Source organism: Acetobacter lovaniensis (assembly GCF_014207635.1).
In the GTDB taxonomy this organism is placed as follows: Bacteria; Pseudomonadota; Alphaproteobacteria; order Acetobacterales; family Acetobacteraceae; genus Acetobacter; species Acetobacter lovaniensis.
In genome coordinates this window covers 25,455-42,554 of the sequence record NZ_JACHIE010000010.1, presented here as the reverse complement: position 1 = coordinate 42,554, position 17,100 = coordinate 25,455, and the positions used below count along the sequence as shown (strand labels likewise).

Here is a 17,100-nt window from a genome sequence, read left to right as displayed (position 1 = left end):
GACAGCAGCAAGCCGGAGTAAATGCCCCGTTGCCCTGAACACGCTCTCCCACCTGCACGCAGGCCAAGAATGAAAAACACCAAATTATACAACATGAAAACCTGTTACATGGGGTTTTGAGCACTCTCGTCCTGCGGATAGGTAATACAGTGATTATCCGCAACCACGGCCGCCTCTGTCAAACCTGCCGGGACGACATGCGACATGGATAGAATATGAAAAACCTTTATTCCATTGGCCAGAAGATAATCCGTGATAATGCGCCTGTGGCAGCGCCACCAGAGCACTTCCGCACACATGATCGCAACAACGGCGTGTTTCCCTGCTTCGATAAGCTGGGTCAGGCCGTGATGAAAATCCTCTCCCAGAGCGTAATCCGCATAATTATGAAAACTCTGCACACGCCAGAATGCATTGGTGTTGACCGGCACCGTCTTTGACCGTGGGCGACGGCCACCAAGGGCAGGAAAATGGCTATACCCTATTCCACAGGCCGCCAGTTCGGGCTGAAGATTGGTTCCGTCATAATCACGGTTACGACGGGAGTACGGAAAAGCCCGCACATCCGCGACCAGCGTCACTCCATAATGGCAAAGGAGCGCCATAAAATCATCCAGAGAAAGTGTTGAGTGTCCAATGGTGTAAAAAGGGTTGGAAACGGATATACTCGGCTCACAGTCATGGTTCACGCTGGATTTGGAGTTTTTCATGCCATCACAGTCCTTCGCAATCGGAGATATCGTATCCTGGAACTCAGAAGCCGGGCACGTCAGCGGACAGATCAGAGCCGTCCATTTTACCCCGTTTATGGTCAACGGCTATCAACATCACGCGACGCCGACAGAACCACAATACGAAATTGAAAGCCTTAAAACCGGTCATATCGCATTCCATAAAAGCACCGCCCTGAGCCTTGAGGACTGAAGGACGCGGCAGACCTGCTGGACCGGCATCCATGACCGATGATCGCATGTGACAGCACACCATGACCTGCACGGCACGCCAGGCAACCGGTTGCAGCACATGCTTTAACAAAGCCCCCAGAAAGCCATGTCCCGCTGGCAGAACATACCCCATGGCCGGATGGCAGGTTTTGCGGGGCATGAGATTTTGCCACAGCACAGTCAGCGGCTGATACCCGGAATTTCTCGGGCCCTTGCAGCGAGAAACTCCGCGCAGAGCCGTACTCGCGTCAGGTTTGTCCGCTCCGGTGCGATCAGCATGCTCAGCGGTGCCGCCGGAAGCGTGTAGTCCGGCAAGACCTGCTCAAGACGGCCATCCCGCAGGCAGTCCTCCACCAGCCAGCGATGGGCCGGGCCAAAACCCCGACCAGCCAGAAACGCATCACGCGCCGCCAGACCATGGTCAACAGTCAGGCGACCATGAAACGGCACAATATGGTCCCGACCTTCTGCATCCTGCAAAAGCAGCCGCTCCGATCCATGCACGCGCGACATCCGCACGCCCTCAAGGTCACGCAGATCCTCCAGCCGCCGCACCGGGCCATGGCGCGCCAGCCATTCGGGCGAGGCAACCAGCACGCGCTGGCTTTCACCCAGAGAGCGCAGCTTCATCGCGCAATCACTCAGGGGGCCAAGACGAATGGCGATATCAACGCCATCGCGCACCAGATCAATGCGCTCGTCCGTTAACCCGAATTCAATCCTGATACCGGGATTCTGGTCCTGAAATTCATAGATAAGGCGACTGATATACAGCACACCCAGTGCTCCGGTGCAGGAAATCCGCACGGTTCCGGCTGTCGCCTGCCGTGTATCGCGCATTTCCTGACCGGCCTGTTCGACAAGGGAGAGAATTTGCACGCAGTGCGCGTAATAGCGCGCTCCCTCATCCGTCAGTGCCGTGCGGCGTGTTGTCCGCGTTAGCAGCGAGACGCCCAGAGCCTCTTCAAGCTCACGCAGGTGCCGCGTAATCGTCGATTGCCCCGCGCCACTTTCACGCGCGACAGCCGCCAGATTACCCCGTTCAGCGATGCGCACAAAAGTCCGCATCCGCTCCAATGAAACCAGAGACTGTTCCATTTTCTGGCATTATACCTTCCGCTCGCCCCATATGGGAGGAGAATAGCTTATCGCCTACTCTGAGCGGAACACGAATTCCTCTGACAACAGCAAGGTCCGCTCATGAATATCCTGATCGTCTTCGCCCACCCCGAACGGCACTCCCTCAACGGCGCCCTGCTCGACGTTGCGGTTACCACATTGCAGGCACAGGGTCATAAGGTTCAGGTTTCCGACCTCTACGCCATGCACTGGAAAGCAAGCATTGACCGGGCCGACTTTCCGGATATCCCTGCAAACGAACGCCTGAGAGTGTCCTCCGCTTCCTCACGCGAGTTCGCCGAAGGTGGCCTGACGGACGATGTAACGGCCGAACAGGACAAACTGCGCTGGGCCGACACGGTTATTTTCCAGTTCCCGCTCTGGTGGTTCGCCATGCCCGCAATCCTCAAGGGCTGGGTAGATCGTGTTTATGCCTGCGGCTTCGCCTACGGTGTTGGCGAGCACAATGACCGCCGCTGGGGCGACCGCTATGGCGAAGGAACGATGACAGGCAAGCGCGCCATGCTGATCGTCACCACCGGGGGCTGGCCCGAGCATTATTCCGCACGCGGGATCAACGGCCCGATAGATGACCTGCTGTTTCCCATCAATCACGGCATCCTGTTCTATCCGGGTTTCACCGTTCTGCCACCCTTCGTGGCCTACAGGGTGGACCGGCTGGACAACGCGGGTTTTGACGTTCTGGCAGAACAGCTCCGCGAACGGATGCGTACACTGGCAACAACAGCCCCCATCCCGTACCGGCAGCAGAATGGCGGCGATTATCAGATTCCCACAATGGAACTCAAAACCGGGCTGGAAGCGCCGGGTACCGTCGGTTTTGACCTGCATGTGGCACTACCACCGCCGAAATGACCACCTGGGAGCCGTATGGCAGCCACCGGCTCAGAGCTTGGCGCGGTCAGGGCGTTACGCCGCGCCAACGCGGTCCAGCACAGGGCCACAGGCTCATTCGGCTCGGCCAAGTGCGACCACTGCGGGAAATGACGATGGCGTTCATTCACACCCATCGTAAGCACCTGGGTATCGGGCCGATCTGCCGTGAACTGGCGATCGCCCCGTCCCTCTGTCATGAACATGCCGCGCTTAAAGGCAGCCCTTGCCAGACGGGCTGCCCATGCGCGGCATGACGTGGAAACATCAGGACAAGATCAAACGTGTTTACGCATGTCCCGGATTTTTAGTGGTGAGAGGGCCTGACTGCCACAACCTCAATTTCCACCAGCCATCCCGGGTTGGCGAGTTGCGCTACACCAAAAGCAGACCGAACCGGCAGGTTGGGCTGTGACTTGGTGCCAAAAAACTTCGTGTACCCTTTCATCATACCTTCAAAATCAAGTTTTTTGGTTTGCGTATCCGCCACCATAAAAACATGCATCTGCACCACGTCTCCCATGGTCAGCCCCATGCCAGCAAGCGTATCCTCTATCCGTTTGAGAGCACCTTCCGTCTGTGTCGCCATATTGCCATAAGCTGCCAGACTTTTCTGCGGCGCTTTCGGGTCGATAACAGGAGCACCCATACCACTCAGATAAATGGTGGAAGAGCCTGAGGGCACTTCAATAGCTGACGCTATGGGAAAAGTAGCTTCGTTATGTCTGACCAGATCACTCTGGGCATATGCTGGCGCAAAAGACACTGATGCCGCCAGAACTGATGTTGTACAAAGGGCCCATCCCCATACGGCCTTGAATACACGCATGATCTTATTGCTCCTCGGCTGTCAGATGTGGGCGCATAAGAGCGACCTCTGACGGGTTCAGTTTATCTGTATAATGATTACCAAAATGCGTGCGGACATAATCCACCACATCTGCAATCTGCTGGTCATTCAACAAACCGGAAAACCACGGCATGGCTCCGTAACCGTTCAGGATAACGGTGGCAGGGTAACTGGCAACCTGCAAACGCGGATTATGCGCCAGAGCAGGAATTTGCGCCCCGGCACCCACAGCCCCCTGCCCTTCAGCCATATGGCAGCTCTGGCAGACATGGCGGTAAATCGCCTCGCCCGAGGGCAGGGCTTCCATTTTACCAGAAATTGCACTTGCACTGTCCGCCCGTGCAAAGCCCGCCGGTACAGCAGCAGCAGCCACCAGCGCCGACAAAAGGAGAAATTTACGCATCAGGCTGCTCCCAGGGCTCGTTTATGCAAACGTGTGACCGCGTCCAGCGCGGATAGAATGGCGCCTTCCTGCCAGCACCCGACGTAAGATGCATGCTCGCCAGCCAGAACCAGTCTCTGGTCAATGGAACACAGCGTCTTATAGTGCGTCTTGCGTGCCTCTTCGCTCCACATCGAACAGCACCCCAAAGTCCATGGCACCCGGCTCCATGCAAAACTCACACCATTCAGAAACTCCTTCCGGTATTGAGGATGAAAAGCCAGACCCTGCCTGATGCCCTGCTCCAGTCGTTCCTGAGGGGTCATGCCCGCAAAGTCATATGCCGCCGGGCCAAACATATAGCCCCCAAGCAGCACGGCTGGTCCTTTGGAAAAAATGCCGTGGCTTGGGTAGGAAATCTGGCTGATGGGCTGATCCGTAAAGCTGATGCCGCCGTAAATCTGATCATCTTCTTCCCAGAAGCGGCGTTTGAACTCCAGACCAAGCTTAACGGAGGACGCATAAGGCACGGCACCGATGGCGGCTTTCATGCCATCACTCACCTGCACATCCAGCTGTGACAGAATGGAAAGGGGAATTGTGCACACACAATAGTCAGCCTTTGCCTGACGGACCACCCCCCCATGCTGCATGTCATTATAGGTAACACTGACACCATGTTCATCCTGATGAATGGCCGTAACCTTGCAGTTGAGTTGCAAAAGGTCTTTAACCTGCCGGGTAAAGGCCTTACCAATATTGTCCATTCCCCCAACAGGCTGGAACATGGTTGTCTGCATATCCAGCCGCTCATGGAACGCCATCCAGTTCCACATGCCGGATTTCCAGATTTCACCTCTCTGCATCAGGTCGGACGGTATCGGGGCACCATTCAGTCCGCCACCCTGTGACTTTTCAAACCCGCGTCGTAACGAGCTGATGTTACCCTTTGCATAAGTCAGGTCCGGCGTAAGCGCACCCCAACCCTGCATGGCGTTTTTCAGATGCGCCACTTCATCCGGGGTCACCAGATCATCCAGTTTATGCTGGTCCACAGCTTTAGCCAGAAGCTCGGCCGTAAAGCCGGTAAAATCAGCGGCCAGTTCCCGGTAGCGTACGGCTTTGCCACCAAAAGAGCCCGTCGAATGGAGCCAGCTGTTATGGTTCAGCTCAATAAATGGTTCCAGCTCAACACCAAACTCGCGGCAATAGTACAAAAGCCCCTGATGATGGTAGGGGATACGCCACGGACCGGGGTTGATGTAGTTCCCCGGTGCAAAGCCGACTTTCTGTGTGGCTCCGCCCAGTTCCGTTACTGTGTCCCCTCCGCGGAGGCTGATGTTACGCCCACCGCTACGCGTCTGGAATTCAATAATTTTAACATCATAACCCGCTTTACGCAGTTCATAGGCACTGAGCATCCCCGCAAGCCCAGCCCCCAGAACCAGAACGGAAGTCCCTTTTTTAGCACCAGACAGCTTGGGAGGACCGGAAAAATCCGTTCCCATCGCATGGCCCATACTGGTCATGGCCTGATACAGCGCCACACTCCCCGCTAACGTGCCAATACGGCTCAGAAGTTGCCGCCGTGTTTGTGACCGGGTGTTTGATGGACTTGCCATTGAGTATCCCTGCTTTTTCTTTTACCCACGGTTCCGGTAAGACCGAACCGGAAAAAAATACATGACGCATGAAAACATACGTCATGTATAGCCTGTTTTAGAAGTCTGCGTTCAGGCGACCATAGTAGTAGGCACCCGTAATCGGCACCTGAAGAGAGAACTGGTCGTACGGCTGTGCGCCACGGGAGTTGTTGATCTGCGCAACCATACGGGGTTTGACATCGGCAATGTTGTTCACGCCAACAGCCATGTGCCAGTTTTTGTTAAAGCGGTAGCCAATTTCAATATCGGTCATCCAGCGTGGTGTGTTCTTGAACTGGTTGAAGCAGGTATTGGAGTAAGCCAGCTTTCCACCACCCGCGCAGAGTGTGTTCTGGTTCTGCCAGTCATAGTAGGTCAGCATGGACGTTGTTTCGCCATACCGCGTTTCACGCACGTTAAAGTCCCAGTTCTTGTAACGGTAGAATGCGTTCAGGATAATCTTGCTACGTGGATAGGCCGTTGTGATGTAAGAAACGTTCTGTGCATTCAGCAAAGGATTACCATTTGCATCCAGTGAATTATGGTGCAGGCGCGTCCGGTTGAGGTCAAGCGCCATGGTCAGCGCCAGAGTACCCGCCTTGCGGAAGCGGAAGGTATAATCAGCCTTGATATCCAGACCCTGCGTACGGGTGCTGGCTCCGTTGGTCATGAAATATGCTGACACGTTGTCAGCAATCAGACCATTGGAGGGCAGCAGATAACCAAGCTGCTCAATGGCCGAAATCGCGCTGGCGCCATTGACCGTACCGCCACCGACAATACGGTCACGCAGGTTGATCTGGTAAACGTCCGCTTCGATATGAAAGCCGTTGATAGGCTCGATAACAATACCACCGCTGGCGCTGACAGAACGTTCCGGTTTAAGCTTGCTCGCCCCCAGTGCGCTGGCCGCGGCCGAATCAACCGGCAACAGGCCGGAAGCGCCGTTGGGGTCCACGTTCATGGCGGAATAATGCTGCTCCGGCAGTGTCGGCGCACGGAAACCCGTGCTGATGGTCCCGCGGAAGGCAATACGCCGGGTTACATCATAACGGGAGGAAACCTTGCCGTTTTCCGCATTTCCAACGTCTGTGTAATGCTCAAAACGCCCGGCAAAATCCAGATCCCAGTTTTTGAGCGGATGGAAGTCACCATCCACATAACCTGCCCAGATGTCACGGCTCCAGCTCCCTGAACTCTGTGGGCCGATACCTGCATAGCCCTGCGTGCCGCCCAGAAGGTAGGATGCCTCGTCCCCTGCTGTCAGGTCATACGTTTCCAGCCGGTGTTCACCACCAAAGGCCAGCAGCATCGGAACTTTCTGGGCAATGTTGAAATGCCGCCGGAAATCGAGATTATTGGTCCACTGTGCCAGCCGGTATGTTTCTGCGCGCACGATTGTCGGGGTCCAGCCACATCCAAGCGGTGAATAGTTGGCCGATGTGCTATCCGACGAGCAGGAAGACGACAGCATGCCTGTATTGGCGGTATTTTTATTGCCGATCTTGGTTTCGTCAGCGCCGTAAGTGGTGCTCAGATCCCAGTCAAAGCCGAACAGGCTGTCGCCTTTAAGGCCAATGGTCGCTGCGTAATCGTTTTCCTGAATGGTTTCGAGCGGGGAAAAACCAGAAGGATAATAGGTCGGCGCGATGGTGGGAATGCGGTAGTTTTCGTATGCTTCCCCATAACGGTGCGCGTACGTGATCAGACCATAGAACTGAATGGCGTCAGTAATTTTCTTACCAAAATCAATGCCAAGATTTTCCCGCGTTTCTTCGGGCGTGCTCATGATCTTGTTGGAATCAAGCGGCACCTGCATGGCGTTGGGTACCACACCGTTATAATACCCGGTTGTGGTTGCACCATCGGGCCAATACCCCAGCAAACGGTGATCTTTAGTTTTGACAACGTAATGATCTGTATGCGTGATCTGGCCTGAAAGATGGATATAACCATCTTCCCCCAGTTTCAGCCCGCCATCTGCGTTCAACTGATACTGCCAGCCATCACCGTTATAGGCATTGGCCCCGGTCTGGGCCGACATATGCAGGCCGTGGTCTTCTTTTTTGGTAATAATATTCACAACGCCCGCAATGGCGTCTGAACCATACATGGCGGCGGCACCGTCTTCCAGCACTTCAATATGGTCAATCGCATTTGCTGGAATCATGTTCAGGTCAACGCCCGTCGAACCAAACTGGGGGCCCGCGTCTGCCACGATGTTTGCCGTGGAATGACGGCGCTTGCCATCAACAAGAACCAGCACTTCGTTCGGGTTGAGACCACGCATCTGAATGGAAGATGTGAGCGCGGCACTGTCAGCGGCCATGGCCTGCACGTTGATCGACGCGTATGTCCGTACCAGCGAATCTGCCAGATTAACCTGCCCCGAACGGCGCAGGGTCGCGGCCGTTACAACGGTCACAGGGGACGAGCTTTGCCTTGCCTTACGGTTGGTCGAGTGGGTGCCGGTTGAAACGTTAACGGTTTCGACATCCCCTGCATATAAAGCTCTTGTGTCGTCCTTTTTGCGGGCCGCCTGTGTTGAGGCTGCCGTTGTAGCGGGACCTGTCGACTTAGCCGCGACCTTCCCGGACTGTTCGTGCTGAATTTTCCGATGTGTTGTAGCAGTACCTGTCGTTTCAGCCACAGAAAGCGAAGGCAGAACGGTGCAGAGTGTGGTGGCAAGCAGAGAAAAGCGGCGCGCTAATCGCATGTTTCATGTCCCACTTGTGAAGCATTATTGCTCCATCCGCCGTATTACATTTCGGAATAGGAATGATATAGAAAAAACATATCTGCCGCGCCAATTCTGCATAACGTTGCGAAAACGCAACAGATAGCCTCCCCACCAGATCAGGCCAGCCCATGACTAACTTACGCAAAACTGGCTGTTTTGCGCCATCTATATGGCTTTTATCATGTGGACCGATGAGGCAGAACCACCCGGCCTGATCTGCTGCACCTTTGTCCGCAAAGGCTGGCGCAACGCCAGTTCCATACTCCCCGCAGGCTGTGGGATTCGGATTTTACTGACATTTCCACATGGCCGGACTTTGTAGATGCCACTTTTATCATGACATATCCGCCCGCGTGATTATGGGCTGCTCTCCTTCATCACCCACTCATACTGAAGCGGCTGGACAAGTATTTGTACAGACAGAATCGAGCCCATTCCATCTCCTGCCCCCTTTACTGGACCTTGGATCGGTACAGAGTAGGCCAGTCACCCGACGCGCTGCCACCACAGCCAAGCTGAAAAGTCATTCCCGTCAGAACGAAGTGGTGGCCGTCCCACCGCCATGCATGAGAAGCACCACAGTAAGCCTGTCCCATGCCTTTATAAAAATCCGTAAGAGTTGCAGTTCCCCCATCAAAATCAGGGCTTACCACAACGCCTCCTTCATCACCCGTATCCTTCTTGCTCAGAACGGGGCCTGGAAGACCCGCGGGCTCTGGGCGGCCATGACCTGTGCGAGGTACAACAAAAACCAGAAACATATCCTGATATGCTGCCACCCTGCACCCGACCAGAACAAGCGCATTATTCTTGTCCAGCCCGTAAACCTCTGCTTCCAGAAGATCACCAGTTTCTTGATCCGGGCTGTCACAACCCTGCTTTTTTATGAATCTGGCCTGCGCCCTTTTTGTCCATGCCAGCAAGCGATCACGCTCCATGCGGGCAAGAAGAATAGCGTGCTGAGCAGATGGAACAGGCGACAGCAGCGGCGCGGGAGGTACAAGGTCGGCTGCTTTTGGTCCCATGCCGATCAGTGCGGTTGCGCCGCCCACTCTTCCCTGACGATCATCCATACGCAGCAATGCGGCACTGAGCCCGCTCAACGGCACAATCGCGTCCCCCACCTGCACCCTGTTCGCGTTGCACAACTGCGCCACAAACATTGCAACAACTTCAGGCCGCTTACTAAAAAGGGTGCTGACACCATCCCGTGTGTTGAGTGTCCATGCGGAACGGTCCAGCAATAGCGGCGTGCCGTCCATACGCAGGTCGCTCAGACCAAAGGAAAAATCTGCGGTCAGCCGCGCCTCAATCACGCCATTCGGTCCGGCACCACGAATAAAGCGCAGGTCAACCGCTCCATTGACTGGCGCGGTCTCTGGCTCTTTGTCTGACATGATTGAGGTAACATCATCACCCAGCAAAAATCCTTTGGCTTCGCAGGTCAGGGCGTTGTCACATGCGACCAACCATGACCCATACGCGTCATAAGAAGGCGCTGCTGCCTGCACTGCTCCGCTCATAATCAGGAATGGAAAGATCAGAAGCATGCATCTTTTTTCCATCCCATCCTCTTTCCGCATATCTGATGAAGCGCCCCCTGCAGAAGGGCCACTCTAAACGGCACCTCTGTACACTCAGCCCGTGGCCTTCAGCATATGGGCAACAGGTCTGGCCCGGGCAGCAGCGAAGAACGGCATGGCCAAACCCCTCTACAAAATCGCGCTCTCTTCACCCCGAGTTGCTGTTTGGACATTCATCCATAAACTCATGGTTACCTGAAGATCTCCAGTTTTTCCTGCATGGGAAGCATTTGGATAGACCTGATAACCTAAAATATGACACTCTGCGCAATATATAGGTAATTCTCTAAATATAAATTACCAATGGAATTATCCATACACTCATATATTATGACGGAATATCTAAATTTGTGATTTTTTCAATGTGATATCTGGGACGTCGCTTGGTTTCCAGATAAATTTTCCCTATGTATTCTCCAACCACTCCCAGAGAGAGCATTTGAACGCCGCCCATAAAAAATATAGCTATTGTAACAGATGCCCAGCCAGGAACGGTATGACCGCTGATTTTTCCAAACAGAGCGTAAGAAATCATTAAAAATGAGAATATAGAAATTAGAAAACCAGTGAGCGAAATAAACCTCAGCGGCGTTACACTGAAAGACGTAATGCCTTCAACAGCTAACGCAAGCATTCTTGATATTGGATATTTTGTTTCTCCTGCCATGCGTTCCAGGCGTGCATATTCCACTGTTGTGGATTGAAAGCCAATAAGTGGAACAAGACCACGCAGGAATAAGTTGCGCTCAGGATACTCCAAAAGAGCTTCCAGAGCCCTCTTGTCCATCATCCGGAAATCTGCATGATTTGAGATTAAGTTAACGCCCATAAACCGCATTAACCGATAAAAAAACTGTGCTGTTTCTCGTTTAAAGAAGGTATCGCTGGTTCTATCGTTACGGACTCCGTAAACGACATCAAATCCATTTTTCCAGCACGCAATCATCCCTCTTATGGCCTGAATGTCGTCTTGCAAATCTGCATCCATGCTCACAATAACATCGCAATCCGTTGCTGCGTCCAGACCTGCAAGAAGTGCCGTCTGATGCCCTTTATTGCGAGAAAGCTTTAATCCTACAATGTTCAATCCACTAGATTTTGACTGACTGCAAATAATATTCCACGTTTTATCTTTACTTCCATCATCTACAAGTAAAATATAGCTATCTTTACTAATTACTCCATCATCAATGCAGCTCGCGTAAAAATCTTTTACATGCGAAATCGTTGACCCCAGAATTTCCTGTTCATTATAACAAGGCATGACGATCGCCAAACGGGGCGCGTTTTGCCTCATTGGAGAAAGGGAGCCATCATCGCAAGTCATGTTCATGTCTTACCTAGTCAACGATAAAGGCCTTCATTATCAACCCATTTATCCCAATGCAAACTGAACATGGATACAATGGAATATCAGGGCGACATCCATCCCCGGCTGGCGGCCAGTTCCGCTTGTCTGGACCGCCATGGGGCCTCCATCAAACCGGCTGCTCTGGCGTATCACGTCTGCCTACGCCCCAGAGACCCCACCACCGGGGAACTGGAAGCATGGCCCATGCCCTAGTAAAAATCTTGTCCGATGCGGAGTTGTAAATATGTCTTACTGATGCGGTTGGATACAGTCGGCGTTTGTCGAGTTAGGCTGAGAGCAAGTCGGCAGTTTAGTGGGACGATCCGCCACAGTCAGTTGTGTTGGGTCGGCAATAGCAACTCTGGTTTGGTTTCGAAACAGATGCTCACGGAGAAAGGAAGCTATGAACAGGAGTCGGATATATGCTGACGTGGTAGCTGAGTATGATCGTGAAAAAGTGCGAAGGGCAATCGCGTTTGCACTTAACCTATCCGGAGCAATGGAATAATATCTTTATGAATGAGAACGGAATCATGAATTGCCCCGGGTTTTGTGGAGACAGCAAGACCCGTGAGGTAAGAAGAATTCATGAGCAATAAATCGAAGCGTTTTCCGCCGGAATTTCGTGACCGTGCAACTCGCATGGTTCTGGAAGAAGAGAAAAACCATCCGTCACGCTGGTCTGCAGTGATGATAGCGCCAAAGCTGGATATTCACCCTGATACGCTGTCAAAATGGGCCCGTTTACATGAACGGGCCAATGCGCCTGCAGTAAGTGACCTCCCTGATCGGGTGAAGATCAGACAACTGGAGCAAGAAAACCGCGAACTGCGGCAGGCCAATGAAATTCTGCGTAAGGCATCTGCTGCAGAACGGCCCGGTGCTGAAAGAAGGCAGCACCTTCGGCGTCTCGGAGAGCGACCGCATCGAGGTGCATCTCCAGAATTCAACCCGTTTTGACAATTTGCCCGTTATCGCGGCAACACTTGGCGCAAGTCAATTAGCGACAACGAAGTGAAGGGGTCGCAGACCGAGCGCAGCGTGGGGAAACAAAAAATGAGTCAGAGAACATTAGCGATGGTAGAAAATGAATATTTAGAAAAGCCGAAAGGCCGCAAGATCGTTTCAGTAAAAACAAAATCTAGAAAGTTCTATATATTGCTTCGCCCGGCACGTGCGAATCCAGCAGGTTGGAAGCTAATGAATAGTGACGCTCTCATGTCCGCTGGTCTGCGGCCGCTTATTAACGCACCTGACTCTTTAAATCGAAGTTTTTGCGAGTATCCTGTTCTGCCCCGGTTTTATGTCAGCAGGCGTCTGGGACGCAAACTTGCTGATTTTCAAAAAAATGGCTATTTCTGGATCATATCAGACCGAGCCAGGCAGGTTCTGCTTTCGATCAGTGAGACCGATTTTAGCTTCCTTGCAACTGAGGTGGAGGTCGATCCAGATCAGGAACCGCTTACACTTTGGCTCTGCGACGTCCTGCCCGTTTTGGACGCGGTCGACGAATCTCGCTCTGAAGTCAGTGTCGGCCGGAGCACGTCAGGGAAACGCATCCATTATGTTGGCGGTCTAAGCAAACTTTTCTTCGACGAAGCGATCGTAAACGGCCACCACGCCTTTCGTCTTGAGACTAATCCCGATTTCGTTATTGTAGATGATGTATTCAGAGAAGCGTTTAAACGTGCTGGCTTAAAGGGGTTAAGTTTTCGATGCGCGTCGAAACCTTAATGAAATTATAATTATCGTATTGGAGGCAGGGTTATGGTCGTTGCTTTGCAAGACCACCATATGATATCGAAAGATATTGCGTCAGACAATTAGGCAATTCAAGATCTAACTGAAGCGTGTTTATTTGATATTAATTCCCCGAAAAATAGAATATATTTTCCGGGGAATAAAACTCTGGCACAGGAATTGGGAATTTCTGTCCATGATGGCGCCCCCTTGCAATCATATGAAAATGAAGTCGGTAGTTACATAAATAGCTGAAAACGGACCTATAGTGATCAATGGACGTTGGTAAAGAGTGAAAGTCGGCGTTTGCCAAGTTAGGCTGAGAGCAAGGCGGCAGTTTAGTCGAACGATATGCTACGGTCAGTTGTATTGGATCGGCAACAGTAACTCTGGTTTGGTTTCGAAACAGATGCCCACGGAGAAAGGAAGCTTTGAACAAGGGTAGGATATATGCTGACGTGGTAGCTGAGTATGATCGTGAAAAAGTGCGAAGGGTAATCGCGTTTGCACTTAAAACCTATCCGGAGCAATGGAATAATATCTTTATGAATGAGAACGGAATCATGAATTGCCCCGGGTTTTGTGGAGACAGCAAGACCCGTGAGGTAAGAAGAATTCATGAGCAATAAATCGAAGCGTTTTCCGCCGGAATTTCGTGACCGTGCAACTCGCATGGTTCTGGAAGAAGAGAAAAACCATCCGTCACGCTGGTCTGCAGTGATGATGATAGCGCCAAAGCTGGATATTCACCCTGATACGCTGTCAAAATGGACCCGTTTACATGAACGGGCCAATGCGCCTGCAGTAAGTGACCTCCCTGATCGGGTGAAGATCAGACAACTGGAGCAAGAAAACCGCGAACTGCGGCAGGCCAATGAAATTCTGCGTAAGGCATCGGCATATTTTGCGGAAGGAGAACTCGACCGCCGGTTCAGGCCATGACGCGCTTCATTGAGGAACACCGGCACCCGCTTCGGCCGCCACCGTCTGGCCCGCGCGTTCGCTGCCGGTCAGGGCGACGCCACGGATACGAAAATCCTTGATCAGTTCAGCAAACTGGTCATTGTCGAGGAAGATGTTGGTATAGACGCCAACCGGCGCGCCCGCATCGTGAAACAGCTTTTCAAAAGCCAGCGCACATTGCGGCACACTGGGCGCATGCTTGGTGATGACCACATTGCCTGCCATCAGGTTCGGTCCGGCCACACGGGCAAGCTGATAATAGGGGAAGTTCCATGGCTCGATGCAGTAGATGATGCCAAGCGGCTGGTTGATGATCTTCGCGTGACCTTTCCTGACCTCCAAATGCGTAGGGGCAAGGATTTTCTCCGCGCCCTCCGCATAGAAAGAGAGAATATCAGCGGTGATATCAATCTCTTCCAGCGCATCGGACAGAGCCTTGCCCATTTCGGTTGCGATCAGGCGGGCATGCGTCTCGCGGTCACGGCGCAGCAGGTCGGCAGCCTTGGACATGATGATCTTGCGCTCGGCAATACCGCGCTTTTTCCAGTCGGTCTTCCACACATGGTCCGCACGCTCGACAATCGCCTGCATCTGCTGCGACGTATGAAGTTCAAATGTGCGTTCCACGGTTTCCGTGGTCGGATTGAGGGTCTGATAATAAAGTCATGCTTCCGTCGTCCGGTTACTCAGTATGGAAAGGATAATCGGTGTAACCATGCGCACCGCCGCCATACATGGTCGCCGGATCGAGGGGATTAAGCGGCCAGCCATGTTCCAGCCGTGCAGGCAGGTCCGGATTGGCGATGAACTTTCGCCCGAAGCCGATCATGTCCGCCCAGCCATGCGCCAGCGCCTGCTGCGCCCTGTGCAGGTCGTAACGGCCCGCATACAGGATGCGACCACCAAAGATGTCACGCACACCGGCACGAAAGGCGTCTGGCATTTCGGGCGCGTTGTCCCAGTCGGCCTCAGCCAGCGAGACATAGGCGACACCAGCTTCGGCCAGAACCCGTACAGCCTGCGTGTAGGTCTCCTGCGGATTACCCTCCAGCAGGCCCAGATAGACGCGCTCTTCTGTGGGTATGCCGAACAGCGGAGAAAACCGCACGCCCATCCTGTCGGGCGTGACCACAGCGGACACGGCCTCCACCACCTCACGCAGGAAGCGCAGACGGTTGGAGAGACTCCCGCCATAAGCATCGGTGCGGAAATTGGCACGCTCGGAGATGAACTGGTTGATCAGGTAGCCATTGGCCGCATGGATTTCCACACCATCGAACCCGGCTGCCAGAGCATTACGCGCCGCATGGGCATACAGTTCCACAAGGTCATGGATTTCGGGGACGGACAGAGCGCGTGGCATGTCTGGTGGCACCAGTTTGCCCGTACCCGGCCCTGTGGGAATGAACACGTTTACACCAGTTGCCGCCACGGCAGATGGGGCAACCGGCGCTTCGTGGCCGGGTTGTAACACCCGATGAGAAACACGACCGACATGCCACAACTGCGCAAAAATGGGGCGCCGCTTTGCATGCACGGCATCTGTGACGCATTTCCAGCCCGCGATCTGCCCGGGTGAGTAAATGCCCGGCGTCCAGGCATAGCCCTGACCACGGGGTTCGATCTGGGTGCCTTCGGTAATCAGGAAACCCGCCTGCGTACGCTGGGCGTAATAGTCCGCCATCAGTACGTTGGCGATATCACCGGGCTGTGTGCTGCGGCAGCGGGTCAGCGGCGGCAGGAATATCCTGTTCTCAAGACGCAGGTCGCCCAGTCGCACGAGGCTGAATAAAGAAGATGAAGACATGATCAACCTTGTTCACAAACACAGACCATTCATCTGGTCCTCATGTAAACATTGACCCGGCCTCATGTTTGCGCAAGAACGCACATAAATCGCCACTAGTGTCAGGAATGATACCATGCCCCGCATCCGTCACACCACGCTGGGGTGCAGTCCCGGCTACACGGTGGAAGCCACGCTCGAACTCTTTGGCGGGAAGTGGAAGGCGCTGATCCTGTATCACCTGTTCGAGGACGAGGTGCTGCGGTTTGGTGAACTGCGCCGCCGCCTGCCCAATGTCACACAGCGCATGCTCACCAACCAGCTTCGGGAACTACAGGCGGACGGGCTGATTTCGCGGACTGTTTTTCCCGAGGTTCCGCCGCATGTGGAATACGCCCTGACCGATGTGGGAAAAACGCTGAAACCTGTCATTCAGGCGCTCAAGACGTGGGGAGATCGGTATGCGCATTCTATCCAGCGAAACACTACCGCTGACTGAAACCGACCGCTGTCCCATGCTGCAATCACAGCGACGCTCCCCCCAAAAGCAACACGGCAGACAGGCGGCCGCAATATGGAGTGCTGACCTGAATATGTCAGCACAGCCTCCAATATCAGCAGTTCACTGACGACACGCGGTGGTGTCTCGGGCAAGGACGTGTCGTCATGCTGCCTGACACGTCATCCCGTCTTCCAGTGCGTGCAGGACCCTTATCGCCAATGTCCTGCAATCCAGACCCATCCCCCCGGGCCTGCCCGCCACGAACCCGGAACCCAGATGAGTCTCGGCATCGGCCGGGCAATCCAATGGCCCGGAATCCAGACATAGCGCCCGCGATGCCTCTTCCAGTGTCCGGGGTCCCATACAAACCTCTCCGGTGCTCCCGGCGGTGCAATCATCATCTCACGTGGTGCGGGCGGCGGGGGACCCATCATGACGACCTGAGCCTGCGCGCTCGAAATTGTCACACACAGGATAACCCCCAGTGTTACAGTATTTATTTTCATATACGCGCTCCGTATGCCTGCAAGGAAGAGACACTCCCATGACGCTGCAGCAGGATATTCCTAAAACAATCCCGCCTTTTTTTTAAGGGTGAGTACC

At 53.8% G+C, this 17,100-nt stretch carries 16 protein-coding genes and 2 pseudogenes; 7 read left to right on the top strand and 11 right to left on the bottom strand.

Features of this window, described 5'->3' with window-relative positions; genetic code table 11:
• Positions 1-104 precede the first annotated feature (104 nt).
• Positions 105-710, bottom strand: coding sequence for a DUF488 domain-containing protein (locus HNR55_RS11410; RefSeq protein WP_166115552.1), 606 nt, complete (start codon positions 708-710; stop codon positions 105-107).
• On the opposite strand from HNR55_RS11410, the gene HNR55_RS11405 reads away from it, so the two are divergent.
• Positions 709-924 carry a hypervirulence associated TUDOR domain-containing protein gene (locus tag HNR55_RS11405; protein ID WP_166115554.1) on the top strand — a complete coding sequence of 72 codons (216 nt, stop codon included), beginning with the start codon at positions 709-711 and terminating at the stop codon, positions 922-924. The genes HNR55_RS11410 and HNR55_RS11405 overlap by 2 nt on opposite strands.
• 200 nt (positions 925-1,124) lie before the next feature.
• Here HNR55_RS11405 and HNR55_RS11400 read toward each other — a convergent pair whose 3' ends face one another.
• Positions 1,125-2,042, bottom strand: a complete 918-nt coding sequence (locus HNR55_RS11400; protein ID WP_166115556.1) for a LysR family transcriptional regulator — start codon at positions 2,040-2,042, stop codon at positions 1,125-1,127.
• 102 nt (positions 2,043-2,144) lie between these two features.
• Between HNR55_RS11400 and HNR55_RS11395 the strand changes: the two genes are divergently transcribed.
• The gene (locus HNR55_RS11395) at positions 2,145-2,939 is read left to right on the top strand and encodes an NAD(P)H-dependent oxidoreductase (protein ID WP_166115558.1); all 795 of its coding nucleotides are present in this window, start codon (positions 2,145-2,147) and stop codon (positions 2,937-2,939) included.
• Positions 2,940-3,264: 325 nt separating this feature from the next.
• On the opposite strand, the gene HNR55_RS11390 is transcribed toward HNR55_RS11395, so the two are convergent.
• From HNR55_RS11390 to HNR55_RS11365, 6 genes are all read right to left on the bottom strand, one after another.
• Entirely contained in the window at positions 3,265-3,786 is a 522-nt protein-coding gene (locus tag HNR55_RS11390) for a RidA family protein (RefSeq protein ID WP_166115560.1), read from the bottom strand.
• Positions 3,787-3,790: 4 nt separating this feature from the next.
• Positions 3,791-4,210, bottom strand: coding sequence for a c-type cytochrome (locus HNR55_RS11385; RefSeq protein ID WP_166115562.1), 420 nt, complete (start codon positions 4,208-4,210; stop codon positions 3,791-3,793).
• Complete coding sequence (locus HNR55_RS11380) at positions 4,210-5,811, bottom strand: flavin monoamine oxidase family protein (RefSeq protein WP_166115564.1); 1,602 nt, start codon at positions 5,809-5,811, stop codon at positions 4,210-4,212. Before HNR55_RS11380 ends, HNR55_RS11385 begins: the two co-directional genes overlap by 1 nt.
• A 97-nt stretch (positions 5,812-5,908) precedes the next feature.
• On the bottom strand, positions 5,909-8,548 hold the full coding sequence (locus HNR55_RS11375; RefSeq protein ID WP_166115566.1) for a TonB-dependent receptor plug domain-containing protein: 2,640 nt from the start codon (positions 8,546-8,548) through the stop codon (positions 5,909-5,911).
• Positions 8,549-9,024: 476 nt separating this feature from the next.
• Entirely contained in the window at positions 9,025-10,122 is a 1,098-nt protein-coding gene (locus tag HNR55_RS11370) for a DUF1176 domain-containing protein (RefSeq protein WP_166115568.1), read from the bottom strand.
• Positions 10,123-10,483: 361 nt separating this feature from the next.
• Positions 10,484-11,482, bottom strand: a complete 999-nt coding sequence (locus tag HNR55_RS11365; RefSeq protein ID WP_242005569.1) for a glycosyltransferase family 2 protein — start codon at positions 11,480-11,482, stop codon at positions 10,484-10,486.
• A 69-nt stretch (positions 11,483-11,551) separates the two neighbouring features.
• Between HNR55_RS11365 and HNR55_RS11360 the strand changes: the two genes are divergently transcribed.
• From HNR55_RS11360 to HNR55_RS11345, 4 genes and pseudogenes are all read left to right on the top strand, one after another.
• Positions 11,552-11,719: a type 2 periplasmic-binding domain-containing protein gene (locus tag HNR55_RS11360; RefSeq protein ID WP_166115570.1), complete on the top strand. Its 168-nt coding sequence runs from the start codon at positions 11,552-11,554 to the stop codon at positions 11,717-11,719.
• 375 nt (positions 11,720-12,094) lie between these two features.
• Positions 12,095-12,397: pseudogene (locus HNR55_RS11355) on the top strand (transposase); the annotation flags it as partial.
• A 165-nt stretch (positions 12,398-12,562) separates the two neighbouring features.
• Positions 12,563-13,240 carry an imm11 family protein gene (locus HNR55_RS11350; RefSeq protein ID WP_166115574.1) on the top strand — a complete coding sequence of 226 codons (678 nt, stop codon included), beginning with the start codon at positions 12,563-12,565 and terminating at the stop codon, positions 13,238-13,240.
• A gap of 624 nt (positions 13,241-13,864) precedes the next feature.
• Positions 13,865-14,188, top strand: a complete 324-nt coding sequence (locus HNR55_RS11345; protein WP_166115576.1) for a transposase — start codon at positions 13,865-13,867, stop codon at positions 14,186-14,188.
• 15 nt (positions 14,189-14,203) lie between these two features.
• Here HNR55_RS11345 and HNR55_RS11340 read toward each other — a convergent pair.
• Both HNR55_RS11340 and HNR55_RS11335 read right to left on the bottom strand, forming a co-directional pair.
• Positions 14,204-14,869, bottom strand: a pseudogene (locus tag HNR55_RS11340) (aldehyde dehydrogenase family protein); the annotation flags it as partial.
• A 22-nt stretch (positions 14,870-14,891) separates the two neighbouring features.
• Positions 14,892-16,016, bottom strand: coding sequence for an alkene reductase (locus HNR55_RS11335; protein ID WP_166115578.1), 1,125 nt, complete (start codon positions 16,014-16,016; stop codon positions 14,892-14,894).
• A gap of 115 nt (positions 16,017-16,131) precedes the next feature.
• Here HNR55_RS11335 and HNR55_RS11330 point away from each other — a divergent pair, with 115 nt between their 5' ends.
• Positions 16,132-16,494, top strand: a complete 363-nt coding sequence (locus tag HNR55_RS11330) for a winged helix-turn-helix transcriptional regulator (protein WP_166115580.1) — start codon at positions 16,132-16,134, stop codon at positions 16,492-16,494.
• Between the two features lie 212 nt (positions 16,495-16,706).
• Here the strand turns inward: HNR55_RS11330 and HNR55_RS17295 are convergent, their stop codons facing one another.
• Complete coding sequence (locus tag HNR55_RS17295; RefSeq protein ID WP_373318163.1) at positions 16,707-16,895, bottom strand: hypothetical protein; 189 nt, start codon at positions 16,893-16,895, stop codon at positions 16,707-16,709.
• Between the last annotated feature and the right edge of the window lie 205 nt (positions 16,896-17,100).

Bases quoted from the DNA above. Each gene is read 5' to 3' on its own strand.
- HNR55_RS11405 (WP_166115554.1), top strand. From the start codon at position 709: ATGCCATCACAGTCCTTCGCAATCGGAGATATCGTATCCTGGAACTCA.
- HNR55_RS11410 (WP_166115552.1), bottom strand. From the start codon at position 710: ATGAAAAACTCCAAATCCAGCGTGAACCATGACTGTGAGCCGAGTATA.
- HNR55_RS11400 (WP_166115556.1), bottom strand. From the start codon at position 2,042: ATGGAACAGTCTCTGGTTTCATTGGAGCGGATGCGGACTTTTGTGCGC.
- HNR55_RS11395 (WP_166115558.1), top strand. From the start codon at position 2,145: ATGAATATCCTGATCGTCTTCGCCCACCCCGAACGGCACTCCCTCAAC.
- HNR55_RS11390 (WP_166115560.1), bottom strand. From the start codon at position 3,786: ATGCGTGTATTCAAGGCCGTATGGGGATGGGCCCTTTGTACAACATCA.
- HNR55_RS11385 (WP_166115562.1), bottom strand. From the start codon at position 4,210: ATGCGTAAATTTCTCCTTTTGTCGGCGCTGGTGGCTGCTGCTGCTGTA.
- HNR55_RS11380 (WP_166115564.1), bottom strand. From the start codon at position 5,811: ATGGCAAGTCCATCAAACACCCGGTCACAAACACGGCGGCAACTTCTG.
- HNR55_RS11375 (WP_166115566.1), bottom strand. From the start codon at position 8,548: ATGCGATTAGCGCGCCGCTTTTCTCTGCTTGCCACCACACTCTGCACC.
- HNR55_RS11370 (WP_166115568.1), bottom strand. From the start codon at position 10,122: ATGCTTCTGATCTTTCCATTCCTGATTATGAGCGGAGCAGTGCAGGCA.
- HNR55_RS11365 (WP_242005569.1), bottom strand. From the start codon at position 11,482: ATGACTTGCGATGATGGCTCCCTTTCTCCAATGAGGCAAAACGCGCCC.
- HNR55_RS11360 (WP_166115570.1), top strand. From the start codon at position 11,552: ATGGATACAATGGAATATCAGGGCGACATCCATCCCCGGCTGGCGGCC.
- HNR55_RS11350 (WP_166115574.1), top strand. From the start codon at position 12,563: ATGAGTCAGAGAACATTAGCGATGGTAGAAAATGAATATTTAGAAAAG.
- HNR55_RS11345 (WP_166115576.1), top strand. From the start codon at position 13,865: ATGAGCAATAAATCGAAGCGTTTTCCGCCGGAATTTCGTGACCGTGCA.
- HNR55_RS11335 (WP_166115578.1), bottom strand. From the start codon at position 16,016: ATGTCTTCATCTTCTTTATTCAGCCTCGTGCGACTGGGCGACCTGCGT.
- HNR55_RS11330 (WP_166115580.1), top strand. From the start codon at position 16,132: ATGCCCCGCATCCGTCACACCACGCTGGGGTGCAGTCCCGGCTACACG.
- HNR55_RS17295 (WP_373318163.1), bottom strand. From the start codon at position 16,895: ATGATTGCACCGCCGGGAGCACCGGAGAGGTTTGTATGGGACCCCGGA.